Below are 20,177 nucleotides of genomic sequence, written 5' to 3'. Positions count from 1 at the left end.
CTATTCCGATGTCTTGATTAGCCTGCGTGGAGAACATGTTCGCGGGCGATCGCCAGGCAGTAACGTGTGTCGGAGGGAACGAATGCCCCGGCGGCATCGCGGCAGGCCTGCGCGAAGGCAAGCCCGGCGGCCTCGTCCGGCAGCCAGAATTCGTCGACGGCCTCGATCGGTCCCGGAAACAGCGGCAGGTTGCGACACTGGCCGAACATGCCGTAGCCCGGGCCCTTTACGGCTTCGGGCACTGTCTTGGCGTCCGGTGCATTGTTGAACCAGAACAGGAAGACTTTCACGGCGCCGTCCCGCACGCCCGGCGGCAGGATCAACTCTTCGGTGACCGGAAGGCCGAGTACGGAGGATTCATCCACCATCTTGGGTTCGTCCGGCTGCAGTTGCTCGAGATAAAAGGGCGTCTCGCGCGAGGATTTCGCCGCCGCCATGTCCGGAAACCAGACTTCGGTGACAAAATCCAGACCGAGCGAGAGGGCCTTGGGCTGCCCGTCACCGCCGAAATAAATGCCGTCGAAGACATGGTTCTGGACGTAGCGGCGCGGCGCCTGGGACGGCTCGCGGGCGATGTAGTCCAGCACCAGCCTGCCGTGATGGTCCTTCATGTGCGCACGGTTTTCGCCAAGCGTCTGCCCGAGACGCCGCCGACCGCAGATCATTGTCTTGATCGTCATGCTGCTTGCTCCGCGACCGTGCGTCCGCCAAGGGTTTCCGCGACCCAGTCGGCGATATAGGCGCCGGCATTGGCGGAATTGTCGAAGCTCGAATGCTGCACGCCGCCGGTGCGCTCGTCGAAGATCTTCAGTTCGCGCCTCGGGCTGTTGACCAGCTGATCGTAGGTGGCATGCGCCCACCGAAGGGGGATCTGGCTGTCCTTCTCGCCATGGGTCACGAGGAAGGGCACGCGGATCCGGTCGAGGATGCCGTTCAGATGAATGTTTTCGGCGATCTGCATGAACTCGTCCATGTCCTTGGCGCCCCAGACCCACATGACGTGGCTCCAGTAGTGGGGGACGGGGAAATTACCCTCGCGGGCAAGGCGCTTCTTCTGCACGTCCCGCCAGTCGTGATTGGCACCCCAGACGACGCCGCAGGCAAACCGCGGCTCGAAGGCGACCGCGCGCGGACAGTAGTAGCCGCCGAGCGACACGCCTTCCATGCCGATGCGCCTGGGATCGACGGCCGGCCGGCCCTCCAGCCAATCGACGACGCGGCTGGCCCAATGCTCGCTGTCGAAGCGGGCGGTGAGCCCCTGAAGGCGAAGCGCTTCGCCCGTGCCCGGCTGGTCGACGATCAGCGAGGCCACGCCGCGCTTGGCGAGCCAGCCCGGCAGGCCGACGAGAAGTTTCATCTCCTTCGTGCTGTCGAGGCCGTTGACCTGGACCAGCAGCGGTGCGGGGCCCTCGACGCCTTCGGCGGGCACATAGATCGCCGAAAGATGCGTTCCCTCGTAGGGAATCTCCACCCGGCGGCAGGGCGAGCCGGACAGCGCCAGACCTTTCTCGAAGGTGGAAAGAAAGCGTTGGTAAAGAGCGACGCGCCCCTCCGAACCATGCGCCAGCAAACGTTCGGCGGTCAGCATGTAGTTGGCGGCACGGATCAGCTTGTCGCCGGCCGAAATCAGCCGACCCTTGGCTTCGTCCTCGTCCGCAAGGGAAACCAGCTTGTCCGCCATATGAATCCAGGTTTCGCGGAATGCCTGCGTTCCGGCCGCATCCGGCGCCTTGGCCGCGTCCTGCAGCGGGGCGCACATTTCCTCGATCTCTCCCATCCGGGCGCCCATCTCGATCGACAGATTGACCGAGAGGTTCCAGACGTAGTTGGTCGGAAAATACTTGAACATTGGGTCTCCTCGAGATCGCCGCTGGCGGCGCAAATTTCATCGGGAGGAGATTCGACTGACGGCATGGCTCGGCCGGCCACATGACAATCATTTCCTCCCGAGGGGAGACTTAACGAAAATCAATCTGTTTACAAAATTGCTTTGATAAATGATTTATATTTACGCCATGAATATCTGGGAGGGGGACTCATGCGTTTCAAGAACCTCGATCTGAACCTGCTGGCGGCGCTCGATACGCTGATCCGTGTCCGCAACGTCAGCCGTGCGGCCGAGGAAATGTTCATCACACAGTCAGCGATGAGCAATGCGCTCGGGCGGTTGCGGGATTATTTCGACGATCCGCTTCTTATTCAGGTCGGGCGATCCATGGAACTGTCACCATTAGCCGCATCGCTCGAACAGCCAGTGCGCGACATCATCGTCCGGATCGAGGCAGCCGTCGTTTCAACCCCGTCGTTCTCTCCCGGGGACTCGAGCCGGAGCTTCAGCTTCATCGTGTCGGACTATACCGTCCTTACAATCATGCCGGCGTTTCTCCAGCGTCTGGAGAAACTGGCGCCCGCCATCCAGATCGAATTCAAGCCACAGCAGAACTATCCGCACCTTCTGCTGGAACGTGGCGAGGCCGACCTGCTGATCGCGCCCACCGTCTTCTGTTCAACCAATCATCCGATGGAAACGCTGCTTGAGGATAGGCTTTGCTGTGTCGTCGATGCGGACGGGCCGTTCTCCTCCGGTGTGATGTCGGAGGCCGACTTTCTGTCCGCCGGTCACGTCGTGATGCAACCGCCCAATGGCGGGGAAAGCTTCGCCCAACGGGCCTTCGATCGCGTTGGTATCAAGCTCAGGATCGAGGTGACCACCTATTTCTTCACGTCGCTACCGCTACTTGTTCGCGGAAGCCGAAGGGTCGGTCTGGTGCAGCGGAGCCTGGCAGAGGTCCTGTCGAAGCTCGGCGGCGTCAAGATCGTGGAGCCGCCGTTTCCGCTGCCCGCGCTGCAGCAGTCGCTTCAGTGGCACAGTTACCGGACACGTGATCCGGCCCTTTCGTGGATCCGCGAGCAGATTCATGAGGCGGTGCACTCGATCGCTGAGGATGGCACGGTCAAAGGCATATATCCCGCGACGTGATGAATATATCCGAGCCGGGTATTTATTCTGCGAATAGCTCGTATTGCCAATGACCATTTTACATTCGTCAAGTGCCGACTTAGTTCGGATTTCAGGTCGTATCGAATTTCCCTAGATTAGGGAATCTCGATGCGCCGGTGGCGAGGTGGCCGCCGAGGGGGAGGACAGCAGGCAATCTGGATGACCAGACTCGCTTACCGCGAGAATGACGTCATGCGCGCGTTTGCAACCCGGAGCCCTTCTCGCGGGTATCGTCGTCGTTGTTCATGTGAGGAGGATGAATAATGAAATTCAGGAAATTCGGGCTTGCCGCGGCACTATCGGCAACAGCGCTCTGTCAGGTGCAGGCTGCCGAGAACGGCAACACGCAGTATTCGCCAGGTTCGGCGCAATTCTTCGCTGCGAGCATTCCACCCTATCCCGGTCTCTATTTTCTTTCCCAGACCAACTATTTCACCGCCGACCGGACCAACGACTCGAACGGCGACAGGGTGCCGATCGACTTCGAGGTCAAGGCGCTGGCGGAAACCTTCCGCTTCCTCTACGTCAGTGACATCGAAATCGGGGGCGCCCAGCTCTGGGGACAACTCGTCGTTCCGGTCGTCCATCTCGACATGTCGCTGCCATTCGGTGACGACACCACGCTCGGCCTCGCCGACGTCACCACCTCCGTGGGACTCGCCTGGCACCCGGATCGCAACAATACGTTCGTCGTGGGTGTCGACGTGGCATTGCCAACCGGCCAGTACGACGCCTCCGACATCGCCAACATCGGCGTCAACCACTGGTCCGTTCAGCCGACCCTCGGCTATCACTATTTGGATCCGCAGGGTCTGGAGGTCGGCGCGACGGCTCGCCTGATATTCAACACGGAGAATACTGACACGGACTACACGTCCGGTACGGAATTCGTCCTGGACTATGCGGTCGGTTGGAACTTCGATAAATGGCGTGTTGGCGCGGTCGGCTATTATCTCCAGCAGATCTCTGACGACTCCGGACCCGGGGTTGCCGCAGACGGACATCGCGGCAAGGGTTTCGCCATCGGTCCGTCGATCAGCTACAGTTTCAATCCAGGGATGCAGGTCAGCGCGTCGTGGCAACACGACGTTTTCGCAGAGAACCGAGCTCAAGGTAACGCTGTCTGGGTCAATTTTGCCACCAAGTTTTAGGATCGATCGCCGGGAGAGGGCGACTACCCTCTCCCCACGGTTCATCCTTTGCCGGTACGGCAACACGATCGATTTCTATCTGTCGCCGACGCGCAATGCCAAAGCAGCCAAGTGATTTCTCGGCAAGGCTCTGAATGGCTTGAAGGATTGGAAAAAGCCAACAGTCATCAAAACCGACAAGGCGCCGACCTACGGCATCGCGATCTCGGGATTGAAGGCTGATGACAAAGGCCCGAAAGAGCTTGTGCACCGGCGGGTCAAATATCTGAACAACGTTGTTGAGGCTGACCATGGCGAGTTGGAACAGCTCATCAAGCCGGTCAGAAGCTGAAAACGGCATGCGCGACGATCAAGGGATTCGAGGTCATGCCCGATTTACGCAAGGGACAGGCTGCAATTTTCAATCTAACCGGCGACATTCGTGGAGAGGCTCGGACAGACTCTCGAAGCCAAAACCGCTTGAATGACGTGTAGGAGGGCCTCATTACAGCCAGGCGGAATATTTTCAACAGAGCCAATCCCGCTGGCTATACAAAAACCCTGCCGTCAAAGAGCTTGCGAGCCGTGCGGACGTTTCCTGCTCCCCTTATCGACCCGTCTTCCGCGATATCGAGAAAGACCTCCATATCGCCGGTCGGGTGTTCGATGCGATAGCGTCCGTCGGCGGGAGGCTTGCAAAGCGCGGCCGCCGGGCTTCCGGCGAGTCGTGTCGCCGTTGCCACGGTGATGGCGGCAAACACACCGACCGAGGCATGGACGCGATGCGGAATGAGACTTCGGGTTGCTATCGCGCCGCCCTGGTCCGGCGCGGAGACAAGCGTCATCTTCGGCACCGACGCCTTTTCGACATCGCCGAGGTTCATCATTGGACCGGCCTTCAGGCGGATGGCCTCGATGCGCGCCTTGAGCTCGTTCATGGCCTCGATCTCTTCGCGGTCTTCCTTGCCGGACAGCCCGAAGTCGGCGGCGCGCATGATGACGCACGGCATGCCGTTGTCGATCAGCGTGCAGTCGATGCCGTCGATAACGTCGACGGCGTTGCCGGTCGGCAGGAGCGAGCCGCACATCGAGCCGGCGATGTTGAGGAAGAGCAGGGGCACCGCGGCATGGACCCCGGGCACGCCGGCAATCCCTGTGGCGCCGGCATAACTGACGCGGCCGCCCGGCGTCTGGATGCGCGCAAGCGCGATCTCGCCACTGTTGACCATGTGAATGCGCACCTGCGTTTGGTTGCCGGTCGCCGCGACAAGTCCGCGTTCGATCGCGGCCGGTCCGACGCCGGCCAGGATATTACCGCAGCCCTGCGCATCGCTGACGAGCTCCTGGTCGACGAAGACCTGCAGGAACAGGTAATCGACATCGGCATCGTCCCGGGTAGAGGGAGAGAGGATCGCGACCTTGGAGGTCAGTGGATCGCCGCCGCCGATACCATCGATCTGCCGCGGGTCGGGCGATCCCATGATCCTCAGAAGCAGCGCATTGCGGGCCTCGGGCTCGGAGGGCAGGTCGCTCGCCAGAAAATATGCACCCTTCGATGTCCCGCCACGCATCCAAAGGCAGGGAATACCGTCCTCATACATATTTCAGACCCTTTTCGGCCAGTCGCGGCCGCATGTCGTAAATGTCGAGACCGAGTTCACCTGCGGCAAGCCGCCTGCGCTTGGCTTCCTCTGCGGAAAGACGCTTTTCGGCAGCCGCGAGCACCGTTTCGGCCTCCTCGCGCCTGACGACGCACACACCGTCATCGTCGGCGACGATGATGTCACCGGCATCGACCTGCGCGCCGGCGCAGACGATCGGCACGTTGACCGAACCGAGTGTTTCCTTGACGGTGCCCTGCGCCGAGATCGCCTTCGACCAGACGGGGAAACCCATCGCCGTGAGGTCGCGGATGTCGCGCACGCCAGCGTCGATGATGAGGCCGCGGCAGCCGCGCGCCATGGCGGATGTGGCGAGCAGGTCGCCGAAGTAGCCGTTGTCGCAGGGCGATGTCGGCGCCAGCACGAGGATGTCACCGGGCTTTAGCTGTTCGATCGCCACGTGCAGCATCCAGTTGTCGCCGGGGGGAGCGGAAATGGTGACGGCGGAACCGGCGATCTGCGCGCCGGCGTAGATCGGCCGCATGCAGCTTGACAGCATGCCCTTGCGGCCCTGGGCCTCATGGACGGTGGCGACGCCTGCTGCAGCCAGCCGATCGATGATCGCCTGATCGGCGCGCACAATATTCTGGATGACGACGGCCATGTCAGTGTCCCTTCGTTTCAACCGGCGGGGTGCCGTGGGTGTGGAAAGTCTCAATGGTCTTCAGGCCCCAGGCCTGGCCCTTCTTGCGGTCCTTTTCGGTCCAGACGACCGGTTGCCAGTCCGGTGCGAGAATGAGGCGCGCGCCGGAATTGGCGAGCTCTACCCGGTTTCCCGCCGGCTCCCAGACATAGAGGAAGAAGGTGCCCTGAACCGCGTGCTTGTGCGGGCCCGTCTCGATGTGGACGCCGTTTTGCAGAAAGATGTCGGCGGCGCGCAATATGTCCTCGCGCTGGTCGGTCGCATAGGTGACGTGGTGCAGCCGCCCCTGACCGCCGCCATGCTCTTCGGTGCAGGCGAGATCATAGGTCTTGTTGTTGACCGTGAACCAGCAACCGCCGAGCCGGCCATTGTCGAGCTGGATCATTTCCGTCACTCGGCTACCGAGGCAGGTCTCCATGAAGGCGCGGAAATCCGTGACGTTCTCGGACAGGAGATTGAGGTGGTCGAGCCTGCGCGGCGCAGCCCCCGTGAAGGCGGAGGCGGTGTTCTTCAGCGCGGCCTTCTCTGCTTCTTCCTGTGCCTCGTACCAGACGGTATCCCAGTAGATCTCGAAGACATGGCCGAACGGATCCTCGAAACGGAAGGCCTTGCCATGGCCACGGTCGCCATCGACCCAGCCGATCACCTTGTACCGGCTTTCCTCGATCGCCTTGACCCGGCGCATGAGAGCCGCTTGCGACGAGGCGCGATAGGCGATGTGGCCGACGCCGGTGGTGTGGTGGCGTGTCAGCTTCAGCGAGTGGAATTCGTAGTCGTCCCAGGCGCGCAGATAGGCGGAATTCTCGTCCATCCCGGATAGCTTCAGGCCGTAGATGCGCGTGAAGAAATCGAGACTTTCCTCGAACCGGTCGGTGTACATCTCGACATGCGCGAGATGGGCAAGGTCAAAGCAGGGTTCCGTCATGCTATCCTCCGGGAATTCCGATTAGAGTTCGTCGACCGTGCGCGGGAAGATGGACTGGAATCCCTCGGCATATTTGCAGTCGCGCCCGCCCGACTGGCCGCCTGAATTGCGCTTGAAGTGATTGGCGCGATTGATGGCTACGCGGGTGTAGTATTCCCACAGATGCTCCTGGCCTTCCATGCATTCGATCGCAGCCCGCTTCTTCTCCCAGACCGGGGTGATGTCGAGGAAGGTGTCGGGCTTCCAACTCATCTGCTCGGTCTGGTGCGGCTCGAACAGGTAGAGCTGCGGCGCGCCCAGCACCTTTTCTCCGGGGTTGTGGCCCCAGGCCTGGGCTATCATCCGGCATTCCAGCGCCACCTGTGTCGCGTACATATGATCGGTGTTGTAAGGGTCGTATTGCGAATGCGACAGCATGAAGGACGGCTGCACCTTGCGGATCACGTCGACCAGCCGGTTCTTGTCGTCGCGGGAAAGCTCCAGCGGATAGTCGCCGAGATCGAGGCAGACGAGATCGTGGACGCCGAGCGCTTCCGCGGCCTTCTCGGCTTCGGTGCGGCGGGCCTTCTTGACGACATCCAGGGTCATGCCCGGCTGCTTCCAGAGCTTCGCGGATTCACCGCGCTCGCCGAAGGACAGGCAGGCGACCGTCACCTTATAACCCATGGATGCATGAAGAGCGATGGCACCGCCGCAGCGCCAGACGAAATCCGCGGCGTGTGCAGAAATAACGAGGGCGGTTTTTTTGGCAGACATGTTTGCTCTCCTTGGGTTTCGTTGCAGGAGACATTCCATACCGCCCCGTGTGCCGACAATTCGAAAGCCTGTGCCGTGGCATAAGTTCATGCTATGAACGCTGGTGAAGCCGGATGCCGTTTGCCAGTCTTCGGACATATTTGGAGATCGACATGAAAAGTAATTCCGGCAAAGTTGAGCGGCTCGCCTTCATCGGTTTCGGCGAGGCCGCAGCGGCATTCGTCAGTGGTTGGGGGGCAGGGCGACCCCTGAGGCTGACCGCCTTCGATATCGATGGCGGCGCGGTGATGCAGGCGCGATACGCGGAGCATGACGTTGCAGGCTGCGAGACGGCCCAGCAAGCGCTTGCCGGCGTGGATGCGGTCTTCAGCGTGGTGACGGCCGATCAGGCGTTGATAGCCGCCAGCGCTGCTGCCGACGGTATTGCGCCTGGGGCGTTCTGGTTCGACTGCAACTCCTGCGCGCCAGGGACGAAACGCCGGGCGGCGGAGGTCATCGAGAAGGCCGGCGGGCGCTACGTCGATGTGGCGGTCATGGCGCCGGTCTACCCCAAGCGCCATCGCGTGCCGATGCTGGTGTCCGGACCGCATGCCGAAGACGCCGCCGCCGCGCTGCAATCGCTCGACATGTGCCCGCAGATCGCCGGAAGCGAGGTGGGGCAGGCTTCGTCGATCAAGATGATCCGCTCGGTGATGGTCAAGGGCATCGAGGCGCTGACTGCGGAATGTTTCCTTGCCGCGCAGCGGGCCGGCGTGGAGGAGAGCGTCATTGCCTCGCTCGAGGCATCCGACCCGGCGTTCGAATGGCGCCGCCGCGGCGCCTACAATCTGGAGCGCATGATGGTGCACGGCATGCGCCGGGCGGCGGAAATGCGGGAAGTCGCGCTGACGATCCAGGAACTTGGCTTTTCCGGAGCCATGAGTTCAGCGACTGCACAATGGCAGGAGCGCATCGGCGCGCTGCATGCCGATCCCGGAACCGCCGATCTCAAGGACCGTCTCAAGACATTGTTGGATCGAATGTGATTTCACGCAACCTCCGCCATCTTCGCCTGTATCTGTCGGTCGTGAAGACCGGGTCGCTGACGCAGTCGGCGGAGGTCTGCCATGTGTCGCAGCCTGCGGTGACGCAAGCGCTCGGCAAGTTGGAGAATGAGGCCGGCGGTCCGCTTTTCGACCGGACCCGGCAGGGGTTTTTCGCCACGCTGCGCGGCGAGGTTCTTGCCAACCGGGTGAAGCGCGCCTTCGCTCTCCTCGATCCGGCACTCTCCGATATCTCGCCGCGTCTGCGGCTGACCGCAACCACGGCGCAATTGCAGGCTCTGGTCGCCGTGCACGAAACCGAGAATTTCACGCTCGCCGCCCGCCGGCTGGGGCTCGCGCAGCCCACCGTACATCGGGCGATCTCGCAACTCGAACAGGAAGCGGGCCGCAACCTGTTCGAGCGCACTTCGTTCGGCATGATCGCCGGGCGCGCCACGCGCACGCTGGTGCAGGCGGTGATGCTGGCCTTTCGGGAACTGGATCAGCTTGAGGCGGACCTTGCGGAACTCGATGGCAGCGAGGCCGGCCGCATCGTCATCGGCGCACTGCCGCTGTCGCGATCCGTGCTGTTGCCTCGGACCCTGGTGCGCTTCCGTCAGCAGCGTCCCCACCATCCCGTCCTGATTATGGACGGGCTCTATGACGAGTTGCTGGGCGGGCTCAGGCGGGGCGAAATAGACATGATCGTCGGGGCGCTGAGGGTGCCGGCGCCGATCGGAGACATCGTCCAGGAGCCTCTGTTTTCAGACAAGCTCACGGTGCTGGCCGGCAATCACCATCCGCTGGCCGGCCGGGAGGATGTAAGCCTTGCGGAGCTCAGGGAATACGCCTGGGTGGTTCCCCGTCAGGGGACGCCCGCCCGCGACCAGTTCAACGCATTCTTTGCCGGGCTCGGTCAGCCGGACAGCATCACGGAGGCCGGTTCAATCCTGTTCATGCGAGAAGTCCTCGACAACAGCGATCATCTCGGCTGCATTTCCAGTGCGCAGGCGCGCGCGGAAATATCCAAGGGGCTGGTCACGGAAGTCAAGGTCAAGGTCGGTTGGCAGTCGCGGCAGATTGGCCTGACCTATCGCGCCACCTGGGCGCCAACCAAGGCGCAGGAACTGTTCCTGGCGTTGCTGCGCGAAAGTGTCGAAGACGAAACGCTATAGCCTGAACTAATCCAGGGTCGCCGCCTTTGAATTGGCTAATGCGCCGATATTCCCAATAGTCTCATCTCGAAAAGTCGAATGAGGTTCGAACGCAATTTGAATGGGAGGTTGCATGGTGCCGGTAAATATGAACCTGCTGACGGAGGGATGGACCGTCTGCATTGAGGTGACCCCGGCCGGCTTGGCCGATCGTCGCCACCGCGAAATCAGTTGCGCAGGAGCTTTGGTAAGCCATGCGTGACGCAATTGATATCTGGTCTGCGCGATTTGAGAAGGCGACCTTCTATCTGGCCCTGATCGGCGCAATCTGCCTGCTGGCAATCGTCGCCATCGTCACGCTGGGGGTTGTCATGCGCTATGTCCTCGGCATTCCGATCCTGGGCGTCAACGAATTCGTGGAATTGACCGCCGTCGCGCTCATCATGGCGTCCCTGCCGTTCTGCACCGCAAGGCGGGAGCATGTCGCCGTCGATGTCTTCGAGCGCATTCTCGGCCGCTGGGGCCGGTTTATCGGCGATGTCGTCGCCTACTGCCTGTCTGGGTTCGTGATGTCCATCCTGGCGCAGCGCGCCGTCCTGAAGGCGCTCGATGCCTGGCAATGGGGCGACGCAACCAACATGCTGCGCATGCCGATCTGGCCGTTCTACGCGATCCTTGCGGCCGGGGCAGCGCTTTGCGTGTTGACCTTTGCTGTGCAGCTTGTCGTGCTCCTGTTGAAGGGGGAGAAGTGATGACGCCCTTCGTTGCCGGCTTTGTGGGCATTGCCTGCCTGTTTGCCCTCCTCACCGTGCGTGTCCCCGTGGCATTTTCCATGCTCCTCGTCGGCTTCGGCGGCTATTGGGTTCTGGAAGGACCGCGGAGTGCCGGAGGCGTCCTGCTGACGGAAAGCTACTCGGCCATATCCAACTACAATCTCATCGTCGTGCCGATGTTCGTGCTGTTGGGCAACATCTCGTCGGCCGCGGGCTTCAGCCGCGGCCTTTATGACGCCGCCTTCGCTTGGGTTGGCCGGTTCCGCGGGGGGCTCGCCTCCGCCTCGGTGCTGGGTTGCGCGGTCTTTGCCGCCGTTTCGGGCTCCTCGGTCGCCACCGCCGTGACACTCGGCAAGGTGGCGCTGCCGGAAATGCGCCGGCTTGGCTACGCTCCTGGTCTGTCCACCGGCGCGATCGCCGCCGGCGGCACGCTCGGCTTTCTTATACCGCCGTCGACCGGATTCGTTCTTTACGCGATCCTCACCGAGGAATCGATCGGTCGCCTGTTCATGGCCGGCGTGATGCCCGGACTGCTGTTGACGGCGCTGTTCATGGTGGTGGTCTGGCTGATCTCGTACTTCGATCCCAATGCAGGCCCACGCGGCGAACCCGTCGCGCTTGCCGACCGTTTTCGGATCCTGGGTCGGGCCGCTCCGCTCCTTCTTGTGATCGTCCTGTCCATCGGCGGCATCTATATCGGCGTCTTCACCCCCGTCGAAGCCTCCGGCGTCGGCGCGGCGCTGGTCATCCTGCTGGCCGTCGTCAAGCGGCGCCTGTCGTTCGGCGATTTCCGCGACGCCGTGATGAGCACGCTCAGCACGTCGGCCATGCTGTATGCCATCGTGATCGGCGCGAACGTGCTCAATCCGTTCTTTGCGGTCACCCGCATCCCGGCAACGCTTGGCGATGGTCTCGGCGCACTGGGTCTCGGAGCCTACGGCACGCTCTTCGTCATCATCCTCGCCTATATCGTGCTGGGCATGTTCATGGACGGGCTGTCCATGCTGGTCATCACGATCCCGATCGTCTTTCCGGTCATTACGGCGCTCGGCTTCGATCCGATCTGGTTCGGCGTCGTGGCGGTGATCGTCATCGAAATGGGCATGATCACGCCGCCCGTCGGACTGAACGTTTTCGTCGTCCGTGCGGTGGCCGGGGATGTGCCTTTGACCACCATTTTTCGCGGCGTCGCGCCGTTCCTTCTCGCCATGATCGTCGGCCTGCTGCTGATTATCGCGATACCTGGGATTGCGCTGTTTCTGCCCAATACGATGTTCGGGTGAACCGCATGACAGACGGTTCGCTCAATATTTCGCATGCCGGCCGGGCGGACACGCCAGGCCAATGGCCAGTACCGGTCGCGCCGGTCTGGCTGCATTCAATCATCCAAAAGTGGGAGGAACACAGGATGAAACTGAAGACACTCACGGCCGCCCTTGCAGCGACGTTCACGCTGGCTGCATCCTTTGCATCCGCCGAAGACCTCAAGCTTGCCGACTTCCAGCCACCGACCCATTTCGTGGTCGATTCCACCTACAAGCCCTTCGCGGCCACCATCGCCGACAAGACCGGCGGTGCGGTGACGGTCACGCTCTACATGGGCGGCGAGATCGGTCCGGGGCCGGTCGAGCAGTATAACCGGGCGCTCGAAGGTGTCGCCGACATCGCCTTCGGTCTGCCGGGCTACACGGCTGCGAATTTCCCGAAGACGCTTCTGGCCGAACTGCCGGGCGTGATCACCGCCGAGAATGGCACGGAGCGCATACTTGCCAATCTCGACAAGCTGTCGGACGAGTACAAGCGCGTGGTTCTGCTCGGACTTTGGAACAACGCGCCGAACCTGCTGTTCACGGGTGCGAAACCGATCCGCAGCCTGGATGACCTGAAGGGGCTGAAAATCCGCGTGCCGTCGCGCAATGCAGGCCTCGTCGTCGAGGCCTGGGGTGCGACACCGGTCTCGATGCCGGCGTCGGAAATCTATAATGCGATACAGACCGGCGTCATCGACGGCGCGATGACCGATGCGACGACGCTCAAGGCGTTCAAGCTTGCCGAAGTCACGAAGTACATCACGCAGGGCATGGACACCACGATGTCGGACTTCTTCCTTGTCATGAACCGCGACAGCTTCGGCGATCTGAACGAAGACCAGCAGAAGATTGTGCTGGATGCGGGCCGTACCGCCGCCATCAACGGCAACAAGGCATGGCTCTCGGTTGCTGCGAAAGCACTCTCGGACTTCGCGGGCACCGATGGCAAGGAAGTGATCACGCTGGCGCCGGAGGAAGCCGCCAAGTTCAACGCCGCAAGCAGCGCGGCCGTCGACAAGATCATCGCCGACGCCGATGCCCAGGGGCTCGAGGCAAGCGCCTTCGTCAAGGCCCTGAAGGGCAATTGAGACAGGCGTCGCGCCGCGGGGTCGCGGGGACCCCGCGGGCGCACCGTCGACAAAAAGATGGCCCGCCCGGATAGCCGGGCGGGCCATTGTCGTCTCGGCCCGACGTCAGTTCTCGTTCGCCGGATCGCCGGATCGCGCGGCCTTGGCCGCGAGCGCGATGAACTGGCGGTACTCGTCCTCGCTCAGCCCTCCGAGAATCTCCTTCTGCAGATCGGCGACGACCGGCATCAGCGCAGCAAGCACCCGGCGACCCTTGTCGGTCAGCGTCAGTTCGCGGGCGCGCTTGTCCTGATCGCTGACGACCCGCGTCAGAAGGCCCTTCTGCTCCATGCGGTCGACGACCGCGCCCACGGTCGCGCGGTCCTTGGCGATGGAATGGGCGAGGCTGGCCTGGTCGACACCCGGCTGTTGATTGATGGCATCGAGGGCGGCGAACTGGACGGGCGTCAGATCCGATCCCGCCTCGCGAATCCGCCGGGCAAAGACCTGGGTCGATATCTGGTGCAAACGCCGGATCAGATGTCCGGGCATCATGGCACTGACGGCGCCGTCGCTTACTTCGATCATGACCGTTCCTCGTCGATTTTCGTCTTCATAGCAAAAAATGATACGCTGACATACTTTTTTATTTGATCTGCCGAAGGTGTTGCGAAATGATAAGTCGACATACTAAATCACATCATAGGGAGGACTATGGATGCAGTATCACCTCAATGGATTTCGCCCCGGCGATCCGGAACTCAGCGCGGCTGCGGCAGGCCGGGATGTTCCGCAAGCCGACCTGCCCGAGACGGTCGATGTTCTCATCATCGGTGCCGGTCCCGCCGGGCTGACGCTTGCGGCCCAGCTTTCCGCCTTTCCGGAAATATCCACGCGCATTGTCGAACGCCGGCCGGGTCCGATGGAAAAGGGACAGGCAGACGGAATTTCCTGCCGTTCCATGGAAATGTTCAATGCTTTCGGGTTTGCCGAGAAGATCCTCAAGCAGGGTTATTGGGTGAACGAGACCACGTTCTGGAAGCCGGACGCGGCCAGGCCCGAACATATCAGCCGCAACGGGCGCATCCAGGACGTCGAGGATGGCCTGTCGGAGATGCCGCACATGATCCTCAACCAGGCGCGTGTGCACGACATGTATCTCGACGTCATGCGCAAGTCTCCCTCGCGGCTCGAGCCGGACTATGCCTGGCAACTCGTCGATCTGACGGTCGACCCCGACGCCGCCGATTATCCCGTCACCGTGTCGCTCGAGCGGGCGGAAGGCGTGGACGGGGAGCAGGCGCGCACGGTCAGGGCCCGCTATGTGGTGGGCTGCGACGGGGCGAGAAGCGCCGTGCGTCGGTCGATCGGGCGCGAACTGGTCGGCGATTCCGCAAACCAGGCCTGGGGCGTGATGGACGTTCTCGTGGTCACCGACTTTCCGGATATCCGCTGCAAGACGCTGATCCAGTCGGCGAAAGAGGGCAACATCATCATCATCCCGCGGGAGGGCGGCTATCTCGTCCGTCTCTATATCGAGCTCGACAAGCTCAATGCGGGTGAACGGGTCGCCAACCGCAACATCACGGTCGATCATCTGATCGCCGCGGCGCAGCGTATCTTCAAGCCGTTCTCCTTCGACGTCAGAGAGGTCGTCTGGTGGTCGGTCTACGAGATCGGCCAGCGGCTGACGGACAAGTTCGACGACGTCCCGCAAGCGGCCGTCGGCACGCGCCTCCCGCATGTCTTCATCACTGGCGATGCCTGTCATACCCACAGTCCGAAGGCGGGCCAGGGAATGAATGTCTCGATGGGCGACGCCTTCAATCTCGGTTGGAAGCTCATCTCCGTCCTAAAGGGGCGCTGCCCGCCCGAGATCCTGCACAGCTATTCCGCCGAGCGCCAGGCCGTGGCCAAGGACCTGATCGAGTTCGATCGCGAATGGTCGCGGATCATGAGCGAACGACCGGAACCGGGCCAGGACGGCGACGAACCGAAATTCCAGCGCTACTTCATCCAGCACGGCCGCTACACGGCGGGCATGTCCGTCGTCTACTCGCCTTCGGTGTTGACGGGAGAAAAGTCCTGGCAGTCGCTGGCGGCCGGCTTCGAAATCGGCGCCCGGTTCCATTCCGCTCCGGTCGTCCGGCTTGCGGATGCCAAGCAGATCGAGCTCGGCCATGTGGTGAAGGCGGATGCGCGCTGGCGGCTTTTCGCCTTCAGCCCCTCAGGCGATCCTGCCGCAGAGGGCTCTGCCGTTCGTGGGCTTTGTGCTTTCCTCGACAGTTCTCCCAATTCGCCGATACGCAAATACACACGATTTGGCGAGGACATCGACTCGGCAATCGATCTGCGGGTGGTCTTCCAGCAGCATAGTCGCGACCTGGCGCTGGAAACGCTGCCGAATTTCCTCCTGCCGCGAAAAGGCAAGCTCGGGCTGGTCGACTACGAAAAGATCTTCTGTGCCTGCTCGAAAGAAGGGCGCGACATCTTCGATCTGCGGGCGATCGATCGCGAACAGGGATGCCTCGTGCTTGTCCGCCCCGATCAGCATGTCGCGCACGTCCTGCCGTTTAACGCGCATAACGAGCTTGCACGGTTCTTCGAAGGCTTCCTCCTGCCGCTTTCGCCTTCGGAACATTAGCAGTCTTTAATCCCAGGTCGAGGCCTGGGAGATCTGCCTAAATATGCGGTCGCCGGCAAGTGGCATTCGGCAAAGCGGATCGGCACGATCCATCATCGCGACATCGCCAAGGCAAGGAAACTTGCCTTGGACGGCGTGCCCGACGGATGAATCGTCAGCATTTCCGATGAGGCGCCGAGTTCAGTCTATTGGCTCGCAGCGTTGGTCGGCGAAAAGCTGGAGTCCGCCACCGAGCCGTTGGACAACCCTTGGCATTTCCATGGAGACACCTCGCTGGCGCGCCGACTCGGCTTTCACCACGACTTAGAGCGTTTCATGTCTCCGTCAAAACATGAAACGCTCTAGCATTCCGAACGCGCGATTCTCCAGGCCAACGTCCGATACCCTACCAACAGGCGCTTGCGATCAAGTCCCCCGCTGCGGTCGCAATCAGTGTCCGAACGACCCTGGAAGACGTTGTGCGTGATGTCCCCCCCAAGTTATGTTCCTCCCATCCTTTTTTCGACGGTATGGCCGGTCTGGGAGCTCTCGGCCGGCCGTATCCGGTCGGCAGGTGGAGGTTCAGTCGCGCAGCATCTCGATGATGGCGGAGAAATCCCTGCCGCCATTTCCCTGCTTGGCGAAGAGATCGAACAGCTGCGCCGCTTCGGCCCCGAGCGGGGTGGCTGCGCCGCAGCCAAGCGCTGCTTCCTGCGCGAGCTTCAGGTCCTTCAACATCAGGGCTGCCGCAAAGCCCGGCCTGTATTCGTTGTTGGCGGGAGAGGTCGGAACGGGACCGGGGACCGGGCAATAGGTGTTGATCGACCAGCACTGGCCCGACGATGTCGAGGCAACATCGAACAATGCCTGGTGGGAGAGGCCGAGCTTCTCGCCGAGCGCGAAGGCTTCGCAGACCCCGATCATCGAAATGCCGAGGATCATGTTGTTGCAGATCTTGGCGGCCTGTCCGGCGCCGTTGCCGCCGCAATGGACGATTTTCCGACCCATGGCCTCAAGCAGGGGAGAGGCCTCAGCGAAGGCGCCGTCGCTGCCGCCGGCCATGAAGGTCAGCGTTCCGGCCGCCGCTCCGCCAGTGCCGCCGGAGACCGGCGCATCGAGCGAGATGCAGTCGGCGGCGGCCGCCAGTTCATGGGCGCGGCGGGCACTGTCCACGTCGATGGTTGAGCAGTCGATCAGCAGGGTGCCGGGCTTCACCGCCTTGACGAGGTCGGACCAGACCGAGAGTACGTGAACGCCCTTCGGCAGCATGGTGACGACGGCGTCCGCATCGGCGGTCGCCTCCTCGAGCGATGTTGCGGGGGCAACGCCATGGCCTGCCGCCGCCTGAAGAATTTCCGACGACAGGTCGAAGCCCTTCACCTTGTGCCCTGCCTTGACGAGGTTTGCGGCCATCGGGCCACCCATGTTGCCGAGACCGATGAATGCGATGTTCGTCATTTCGTGTTTCCTTCCTTCGCGGGATCAGCGGTTGTCCGCCAGGATCATTTCGGCCGCCTTTTCGGCGATCATGATTGTCGGGGAATTGGTGTTGCCGGAGGTGATGGTCGGCATGATCGAGGCGTCCGCGATCCTGAGGCGCTTCAGCGCCCGCATCCTGAGGCGCGGGTCGACCACGCTTTGCTCGTCGGCGCCCATGCGGCAGGTGCCGACCGGATGGAAGATGGTCGTGCCGATGTCGCCCGCGGCATGGACCAGTTCCTCATCGGTTTCGAAACGCGGGCCGGGCTTGAATTCCTCCGGACGATAGCGGGCGAACGAGGGTTGTTCGGCAATCCGGCGCGTCAGCCTTATGGCCTTGACCGCGATGTCCCGGTCCGCCGGGGTCGAAAGATAATGCGGCGCGATCACCGGCTTGGCGGCAAAATCGGGAGCGCTGAGATGCACCGAGCCGCGGCTTTCAGGGCGAAGGTTGCAGACGCTTGCGGTGATCGCCGGGAAGGGGTGGACGGGCTCGCCGAATTTTTCCAGCGTCACCGGCTGGACGTGATATTGCAGGTCCGGGGTTTCCTTGTCCGGGCCGGAGCGGGTGAAGATGCCAAGCTGGCTCGGGGCCATGGCCATGGGACCGGATCGCTTCAGCAGGTATTCGAGACCGATCGCGGCCTTGCCATAGAGGCTCGACGCCTTTTCGTTGAGTGTCGGAACACCGGTGACCTTGAAGGCCATGCGGAGTTGCAGATGGTCCTGCAGGTTTTCGCCGACGTCGCGAACCTCTTTCACCACGTCGATCCCTGCCTGTTGCAACACATCGCCCCGGCCGATGCCGGAGAGTTCGAGGATATGCGGCGAGCCGATGGCGCCGGCCGAAAGCACGGTCTCGCGGCGGGCCGTAAAGCGCTTCGCCACGCCGTCATGATACGCCTCGACGCCGGTCACCGCACCGTCCTCGATCAGCAGGCGCATGACATGGGCCTTGGTGAGAACCGTCAGGTTGCCGCGCTTGACGGCCGGACGCAGGAAGGCCTTGGCGGTGTTCCAGCGGATGCCGGATCGCTGGTTGACGTCGAAATAGCCTGAACCCTCGTTGGTGCCGCGGTTGAAATCGGCAGTCTCGGGAATGCCGGCTTCCTTCGCCGCCTGCTGGAAGGCTTCGAGCACCGCCCAGCGGACACGGGCCTTTTCGACGCGCCATTCGCCGCCGGCGCCATGCATCTCGTCTGCACCCTTGTAGAAATCCTCGGATTTGCGGAAGAGGGGCAGGACGTCGTCCCAGCCCCAGCCTTCGCAGCCCATCTGTCGCCACTGGTCGTAGTCGTGGGCCTGGCCGCGCATGTAGATCATGCCGTTGATCGACGAGCAGCCACCAAGCACCTTGCCACGTGGATAGCTGAGCGAACGGCCGTTCAGGCCCTCTTCCTTCGCCGTGGTGAAGCACCAGTCGGTTCGCGGATTGTTGATGCAGTAGAGATATCCGACGGGAATATGGATCCAGTGGTAATTGTCGGAACCGCCGGCTTCCAGCAGCAGGACGCGGCTGTTCCGGGCGGCGGACAGGCGGTTCGCCAGGACGCATCCCGCCGAACCGGCTCCGATGACGATGTAGTCGTAACTCTCCATGTTTTACTCCGCAGGGTACCGTCGCGCGAACGGCTGTCGGCGCGGCTGCAATCCGATATGTTGTGTCAATGTGCCGGAGCCGGCGGGATGCCGGCCCAGGCCTATCGCCGGTATTCGAAGCCGAGTTTGCGGCCGATCCGGGACGCATAGAACTCGCCGACGATACCGCGCCGGAAGAGCAGCACGCAGACCATGAAGACGATGCCGGTGATGATGGTCACCGGGAAGCCGGTGGTTGCGAGGTAGTTGCCGAGCGTCACCACGAGGCCGGCGCCGACCACCGGCCCGATCAGCGTGCCGATCCCGCCGAGCAATGTCATCAGGATCACCTCGCCCGACATCTGCCAGGTGACGTCGGTCAGCGTGGCGAACTGGAAGACCAGCGCCTTTACCGCGCCGGCAAGGCCGGCCAACGCCGCGGACATCACGAAGGCGCCGAGCTTGTAGCGGGCGACGGAATAGCCGAGCGAGACGGCGCGCGCCTCGTTTTCGCGGATCGACTTCAGGATCATGCCGAAGGGCGAGTTGATGAAGCGCCAGATGACGAAGAGGCCGATGACGAAGATCGCCAGCACCAGATAGTACATGTTGAGCGGTTGCGAGAGATCGATGAAGCCGAAGAGATGGCCGCGCGGCACCGACTGGATGCCGTCCTCGCCATGGGTGAACTCGGCCTGCAGGCAGAAGAAGAAGAACATCTGCGAGAGCGCGAGCGTAATCATGGCGAAGTAGATGCCCTGCCGGCGGATGGCGAAGAAACCCATGATGAGGCCGAGAACGGCAGCACCCAGCACGCCCGCGAGAATGCCGAGTTCCGGCGAGAAACCCCATTCCTTCACCGCATGGGCGGTGAAATAGGCCGCGCCGCCGAAGAAGGTGGCATGGCCGAAGGAGAGGAGGCCGGTATAGCCGAGCAGCAGGTTGAACGCGCAGGCAAACAGCGCGAAGCACAGGATCTTCATCAGGAAGACCGGGTAGAGGAAGAAGGGGGCTGCAATCAGCAGGATGAGTCCGATGCCGAGCAGGATCGTGCG

The 20,177-nt window shown here is 62.3% G+C and carries 17 protein-coding genes and 2 pseudogenes; 9 read left to right on the top strand and 10 right to left on the bottom strand.

What is annotated here, in order from left to right; all coding sequences use genetic code 11:
* Positions 1-17: 17 nt before the first annotated feature.
* Both ACLBKR_RS14725 and ACLBKR_RS14720 read right to left on the bottom strand, forming a co-directional pair.
* Entirely contained in the window at positions 18-680 is a 663-nt protein-coding gene (locus ACLBKR_RS14725; protein WP_113447772.1) for an EthD domain-containing protein, read from the bottom strand.
* Positions 677-1,849 (bottom strand): prolyl oligopeptidase family serine peptidase, encoded by a 1,173-nt coding sequence (locus ACLBKR_RS14720; RefSeq protein WP_113447771.1) that lies wholly within the window; start codon positions 1,847-1,849, stop codon positions 677-679. The genes ACLBKR_RS14725 and ACLBKR_RS14720 overlap by 4 nt, the downstream gene beginning before the upstream one ends.
* 189 nt (positions 1,850-2,038) lie before the next feature.
* Here ACLBKR_RS14720 and ACLBKR_RS14715 point away from each other — a divergent pair, with 189 nt between their 5' ends.
* The 3 genes and pseudogenes from ACLBKR_RS14715 to ACLBKR_RS14705 all read left to right on the top strand — a co-directional run.
* Positions 2,039-2,980: a LysR family transcriptional regulator gene (locus ACLBKR_RS14715; RefSeq protein WP_112829222.1), complete on the top strand. Its 942-nt coding sequence runs from the start codon at positions 2,039-2,041 to the stop codon at positions 2,978-2,980.
* A 284-nt stretch (positions 2,981-3,264) separates the two neighbouring features.
* On the top strand, positions 3,265-4,152 hold the full coding sequence (locus tag ACLBKR_RS14710; protein WP_113447770.1) for a transporter: 888 nt from the start codon (positions 3,265-3,267) through the stop codon (positions 4,150-4,152).
* Positions 4,153-4,204: 52 nt separating this feature from the next.
* A pseudogene (locus tag ACLBKR_RS14705) lies at positions 4,205-4,626 on the top strand (DDE-type integrase/transposase/recombinase); the annotation flags it as partial.
* 53 nt (positions 4,627-4,679) lie between these two features.
* On the opposite strand, the gene ACLBKR_RS14700 reads toward ACLBKR_RS14705, so the two are convergent.
* The 4 genes from ACLBKR_RS14700 to ACLBKR_RS14685 are packed head-to-tail and all read right to left on the bottom strand — an operon-like array spanning position 4,680 to position 8,116.
* Positions 4,680-5,732, bottom strand: a complete 1,053-nt coding sequence (locus ACLBKR_RS14700) for a 4-oxalomesaconate tautomerase (protein ID WP_113447769.1) — start codon at positions 5,730-5,732, stop codon at positions 4,680-4,682.
* Positions 5,725-6,396 carry a 4-carboxy-4-hydroxy-2-oxoadipate aldolase/oxaloacetate decarboxylase gene (locus ACLBKR_RS14695; protein WP_112829225.1) on the bottom strand — a complete coding sequence of 224 codons (672 nt, stop codon included), beginning with the start codon at positions 6,394-6,396 and terminating at the stop codon, positions 5,725-5,727. Before ACLBKR_RS14695 ends, ACLBKR_RS14700 begins: the two co-directional genes overlap by 8 nt.
* A 1-nt stretch (position 6,397) precedes the next feature.
* Positions 6,398-7,360: a VOC family protein gene (locus tag ACLBKR_RS14690; protein ID WP_113487172.1), complete on the bottom strand. Its 963-nt coding sequence runs from the start codon at positions 7,358-7,360 to the stop codon at positions 6,398-6,400.
* A gap of 21 nt (positions 7,361-7,381) precedes the next feature.
* A complete protein-coding gene (locus tag ACLBKR_RS14685) occupies positions 7,382-8,116 on the bottom strand; it encodes a PIG-L deacetylase family protein (RefSeq protein WP_414899473.1) in 735 nt (244 codons plus the stop codon).
* 152 nt (positions 8,117-8,268) lie between these two features.
* On the opposite strand from ACLBKR_RS14685, the gene ACLBKR_RS14680 reads away from it, so the two are divergent.
* The 5 genes from ACLBKR_RS14680 to ACLBKR_RS14660 all read left to right on the top strand — a co-directional run bounded on the left by ACLBKR_RS14680 (position 8,269) and on the right by ACLBKR_RS14660 (position 13,463).
* On the top strand, positions 8,269-9,141 hold the full coding sequence (locus tag ACLBKR_RS14680; protein ID WP_113437516.1) for an NAD(P)-dependent oxidoreductase: 873 nt from the start codon (positions 8,269-8,271) through the stop codon (positions 9,139-9,141).
* Entirely contained in the window at positions 9,138-10,313 is a 1,176-nt protein-coding gene (locus ACLBKR_RS14675; RefSeq protein WP_244709790.1) for a LysR family transcriptional regulator, read from the top strand. The genes ACLBKR_RS14680 and ACLBKR_RS14675 overlap by 4 nt, the downstream gene beginning before the upstream one ends.
* Positions 10,314-10,546: 233 nt before the next feature.
* Positions 10,547-11,044: a TRAP transporter small permease gene (locus ACLBKR_RS14670; protein WP_113437514.1), complete on the top strand. Its 498-nt coding sequence runs from the start codon at positions 10,547-10,549 to the stop codon at positions 11,042-11,044.
* Entirely contained in the window at positions 11,044-12,348 is a 1,305-nt protein-coding gene (locus ACLBKR_RS14665) for a TRAP transporter large permease (RefSeq protein WP_112829230.1), read from the top strand. Before ACLBKR_RS14670 ends, ACLBKR_RS14665 begins: the two co-directional genes overlap by 1 nt.
* 125 nt (positions 12,349-12,473) lie before the next feature.
* Complete coding sequence (locus ACLBKR_RS14660; RefSeq protein ID WP_112829231.1) at positions 12,474-13,463, top strand: TRAP transporter substrate-binding protein; 990 nt, start codon at positions 12,474-12,476, stop codon at positions 13,461-13,463.
* A gap of 105 nt (positions 13,464-13,568) precedes the next feature.
* On the opposite strand, the gene ACLBKR_RS14655 is transcribed toward ACLBKR_RS14660, so the two are convergent.
* Positions 13,569-14,030, bottom strand: coding sequence for a MarR family winged helix-turn-helix transcriptional regulator (locus tag ACLBKR_RS14655; protein ID WP_414899472.1), 462 nt, complete (start codon positions 14,028-14,030; stop codon positions 13,569-13,571).
* A gap of 130 nt (positions 14,031-14,160) precedes the next feature.
* Between ACLBKR_RS14655 and ACLBKR_RS14650 the strand changes: the two genes are divergently transcribed.
* Positions 14,161-16,086 carry an FAD-binding monooxygenase gene (locus tag ACLBKR_RS14650; protein WP_414899471.1) on the top strand — a complete coding sequence of 642 codons (1,926 nt, stop codon included), beginning with the start codon at positions 14,161-14,163 and terminating at the stop codon, positions 16,084-16,086.
* Positions 16,087-16,647: 561 nt separating this feature from the next.
* Here the strand turns inward: ACLBKR_RS14650 and mmsB are convergent.
* The 3 genes and pseudogenes from mmsB to ACLBKR_RS14635 form a co-directional block, all read right to left on the bottom strand.
* A complete protein-coding gene (gene mmsB, locus ACLBKR_RS14645; protein WP_113447767.1) occupies positions 16,648-17,523 on the bottom strand; it encodes a 3-hydroxyisobutyrate dehydrogenase in 876 nt (291 codons plus the stop codon).
* A 24-nt stretch (positions 17,524-17,547) separates the two neighbouring features.
* On the bottom strand, positions 17,548-19,143 hold the full coding sequence (locus ACLBKR_RS14640) for a GMC family oxidoreductase N-terminal domain-containing protein (RefSeq protein ID WP_113447766.1): 1,596 nt from the start codon (positions 19,141-19,143) through the stop codon (positions 17,548-17,550).
* A gap of 101 nt (positions 19,144-19,244) precedes the next feature.
* Positions 19,245-20,156, bottom strand: a pseudogene (locus tag ACLBKR_RS14635) (branched-chain amino acid ABC transporter permease); the annotation flags it as partial.
* Between the last annotated feature and the right edge of the window lie 21 nt (positions 20,157-20,177).

Origin of the sequence: Paenirhizobium cremeum (genome assembly GCF_047553425.1) — a bacterium.
In the GTDB taxonomy this organism is placed as follows: domain Bacteria; phylum Pseudomonadota; class Alphaproteobacteria; order Rhizobiales; family Rhizobiaceae; genus Allorhizobium; species Allorhizobium cremeum.
This window is presented reverse-complemented; position numbering and strand designations above follow the sequence as displayed.

What these genes read in the sequence shown, in the direction of transcription:
- ACLBKR_RS14695 (WP_112829225.1), bottom strand. Translation starts at nt 6,396, where the DNA reads ATGGCCGTCGTCATCCAGAATATTGTGCGCGCCGATCAGGCGATCATC.
- ACLBKR_RS14715 (WP_112829222.1), top strand. Translation starts at nt 2,039, where the DNA reads ATGCGTTTCAAGAACCTCGATCTGAACCTGCTGGCGGCGCTCGATACG.
- ACLBKR_RS14700 (WP_113447769.1), bottom strand. Translation starts at nt 5,732, where the DNA reads ATGTATGAGGACGGTATTCCCTGCCTTTGGATGCGTGGCGGGACATCG.
- ACLBKR_RS14690 (WP_113487172.1), bottom strand. Translation starts at nt 7,360, where the DNA reads ATGACGGAACCCTGCTTTGACCTTGCCCATCTCGCGCATGTCGAGATG.
- ACLBKR_RS14640 (WP_113447766.1), bottom strand. Translation starts at nt 19,143, where the DNA reads ATGGAGAGTTACGACTACATCGTCATCGGAGCCGGTTCGGCGGGATGC.
- ACLBKR_RS14680 (WP_113437516.1), top strand. Translation starts at nt 8,269, where the DNA reads ATGAAAAGTAATTCCGGCAAAGTTGAGCGGCTCGCCTTCATCGGTTTC.
- ACLBKR_RS14660 (WP_112829231.1), top strand. Translation starts at nt 12,474, where the DNA reads ATGAAACTGAAGACACTCACGGCCGCCCTTGCAGCGACGTTCACGCTG.
- ACLBKR_RS14665 (WP_112829230.1), top strand. Translation starts at nt 11,044, where the DNA reads ATGACGCCCTTCGTTGCCGGCTTTGTGGGCATTGCCTGCCTGTTTGCC.
- mmsB (WP_113447767.1), bottom strand. Translation starts at nt 17,523, where the DNA reads ATGACGAACATCGCATTCATCGGTCTCGGCAACATGGGTGGCCCGATG.
- ACLBKR_RS14710 (WP_113447770.1), top strand. Translation starts at nt 3,265, where the DNA reads ATGAAATTCAGGAAATTCGGGCTTGCCGCGGCACTATCGGCAACAGCG.
- ACLBKR_RS14720 (WP_113447771.1), bottom strand. Translation starts at nt 1,849, where the DNA reads ATGTTCAAGTATTTTCCGACCAACTACGTCTGGAACCTCTCGGTCAAT.
- ACLBKR_RS14685 (WP_414899473.1), bottom strand. Translation starts at nt 8,116, where the DNA reads ATGTCTGCCAAAAAAACCGCCCTCGTTATTTCTGCACACGCCGCGGAT.
- ACLBKR_RS14670 (WP_113437514.1), top strand. Translation starts at nt 10,547, where the DNA reads ATGCGTGACGCAATTGATATCTGGTCTGCGCGATTTGAGAAGGCGACC.
- ACLBKR_RS14650 (WP_414899471.1), top strand. Translation starts at nt 14,161, where the DNA reads ATGCAGTATCACCTCAATGGATTTCGCCCCGGCGATCCGGAACTCAGC.
- ACLBKR_RS14655 (WP_414899472.1), bottom strand. Translation starts at nt 14,030, where the DNA reads ATGATCGAAGTAAGCGACGGCGCCGTCAGTGCCATGATGCCCGGACAT.
- ACLBKR_RS14725 (WP_113447772.1), bottom strand. Translation starts at nt 680, where the DNA reads ATGACGATCAAGACAATGATCTGCGGTCGGCGGCGTCTCGGGCAGACG.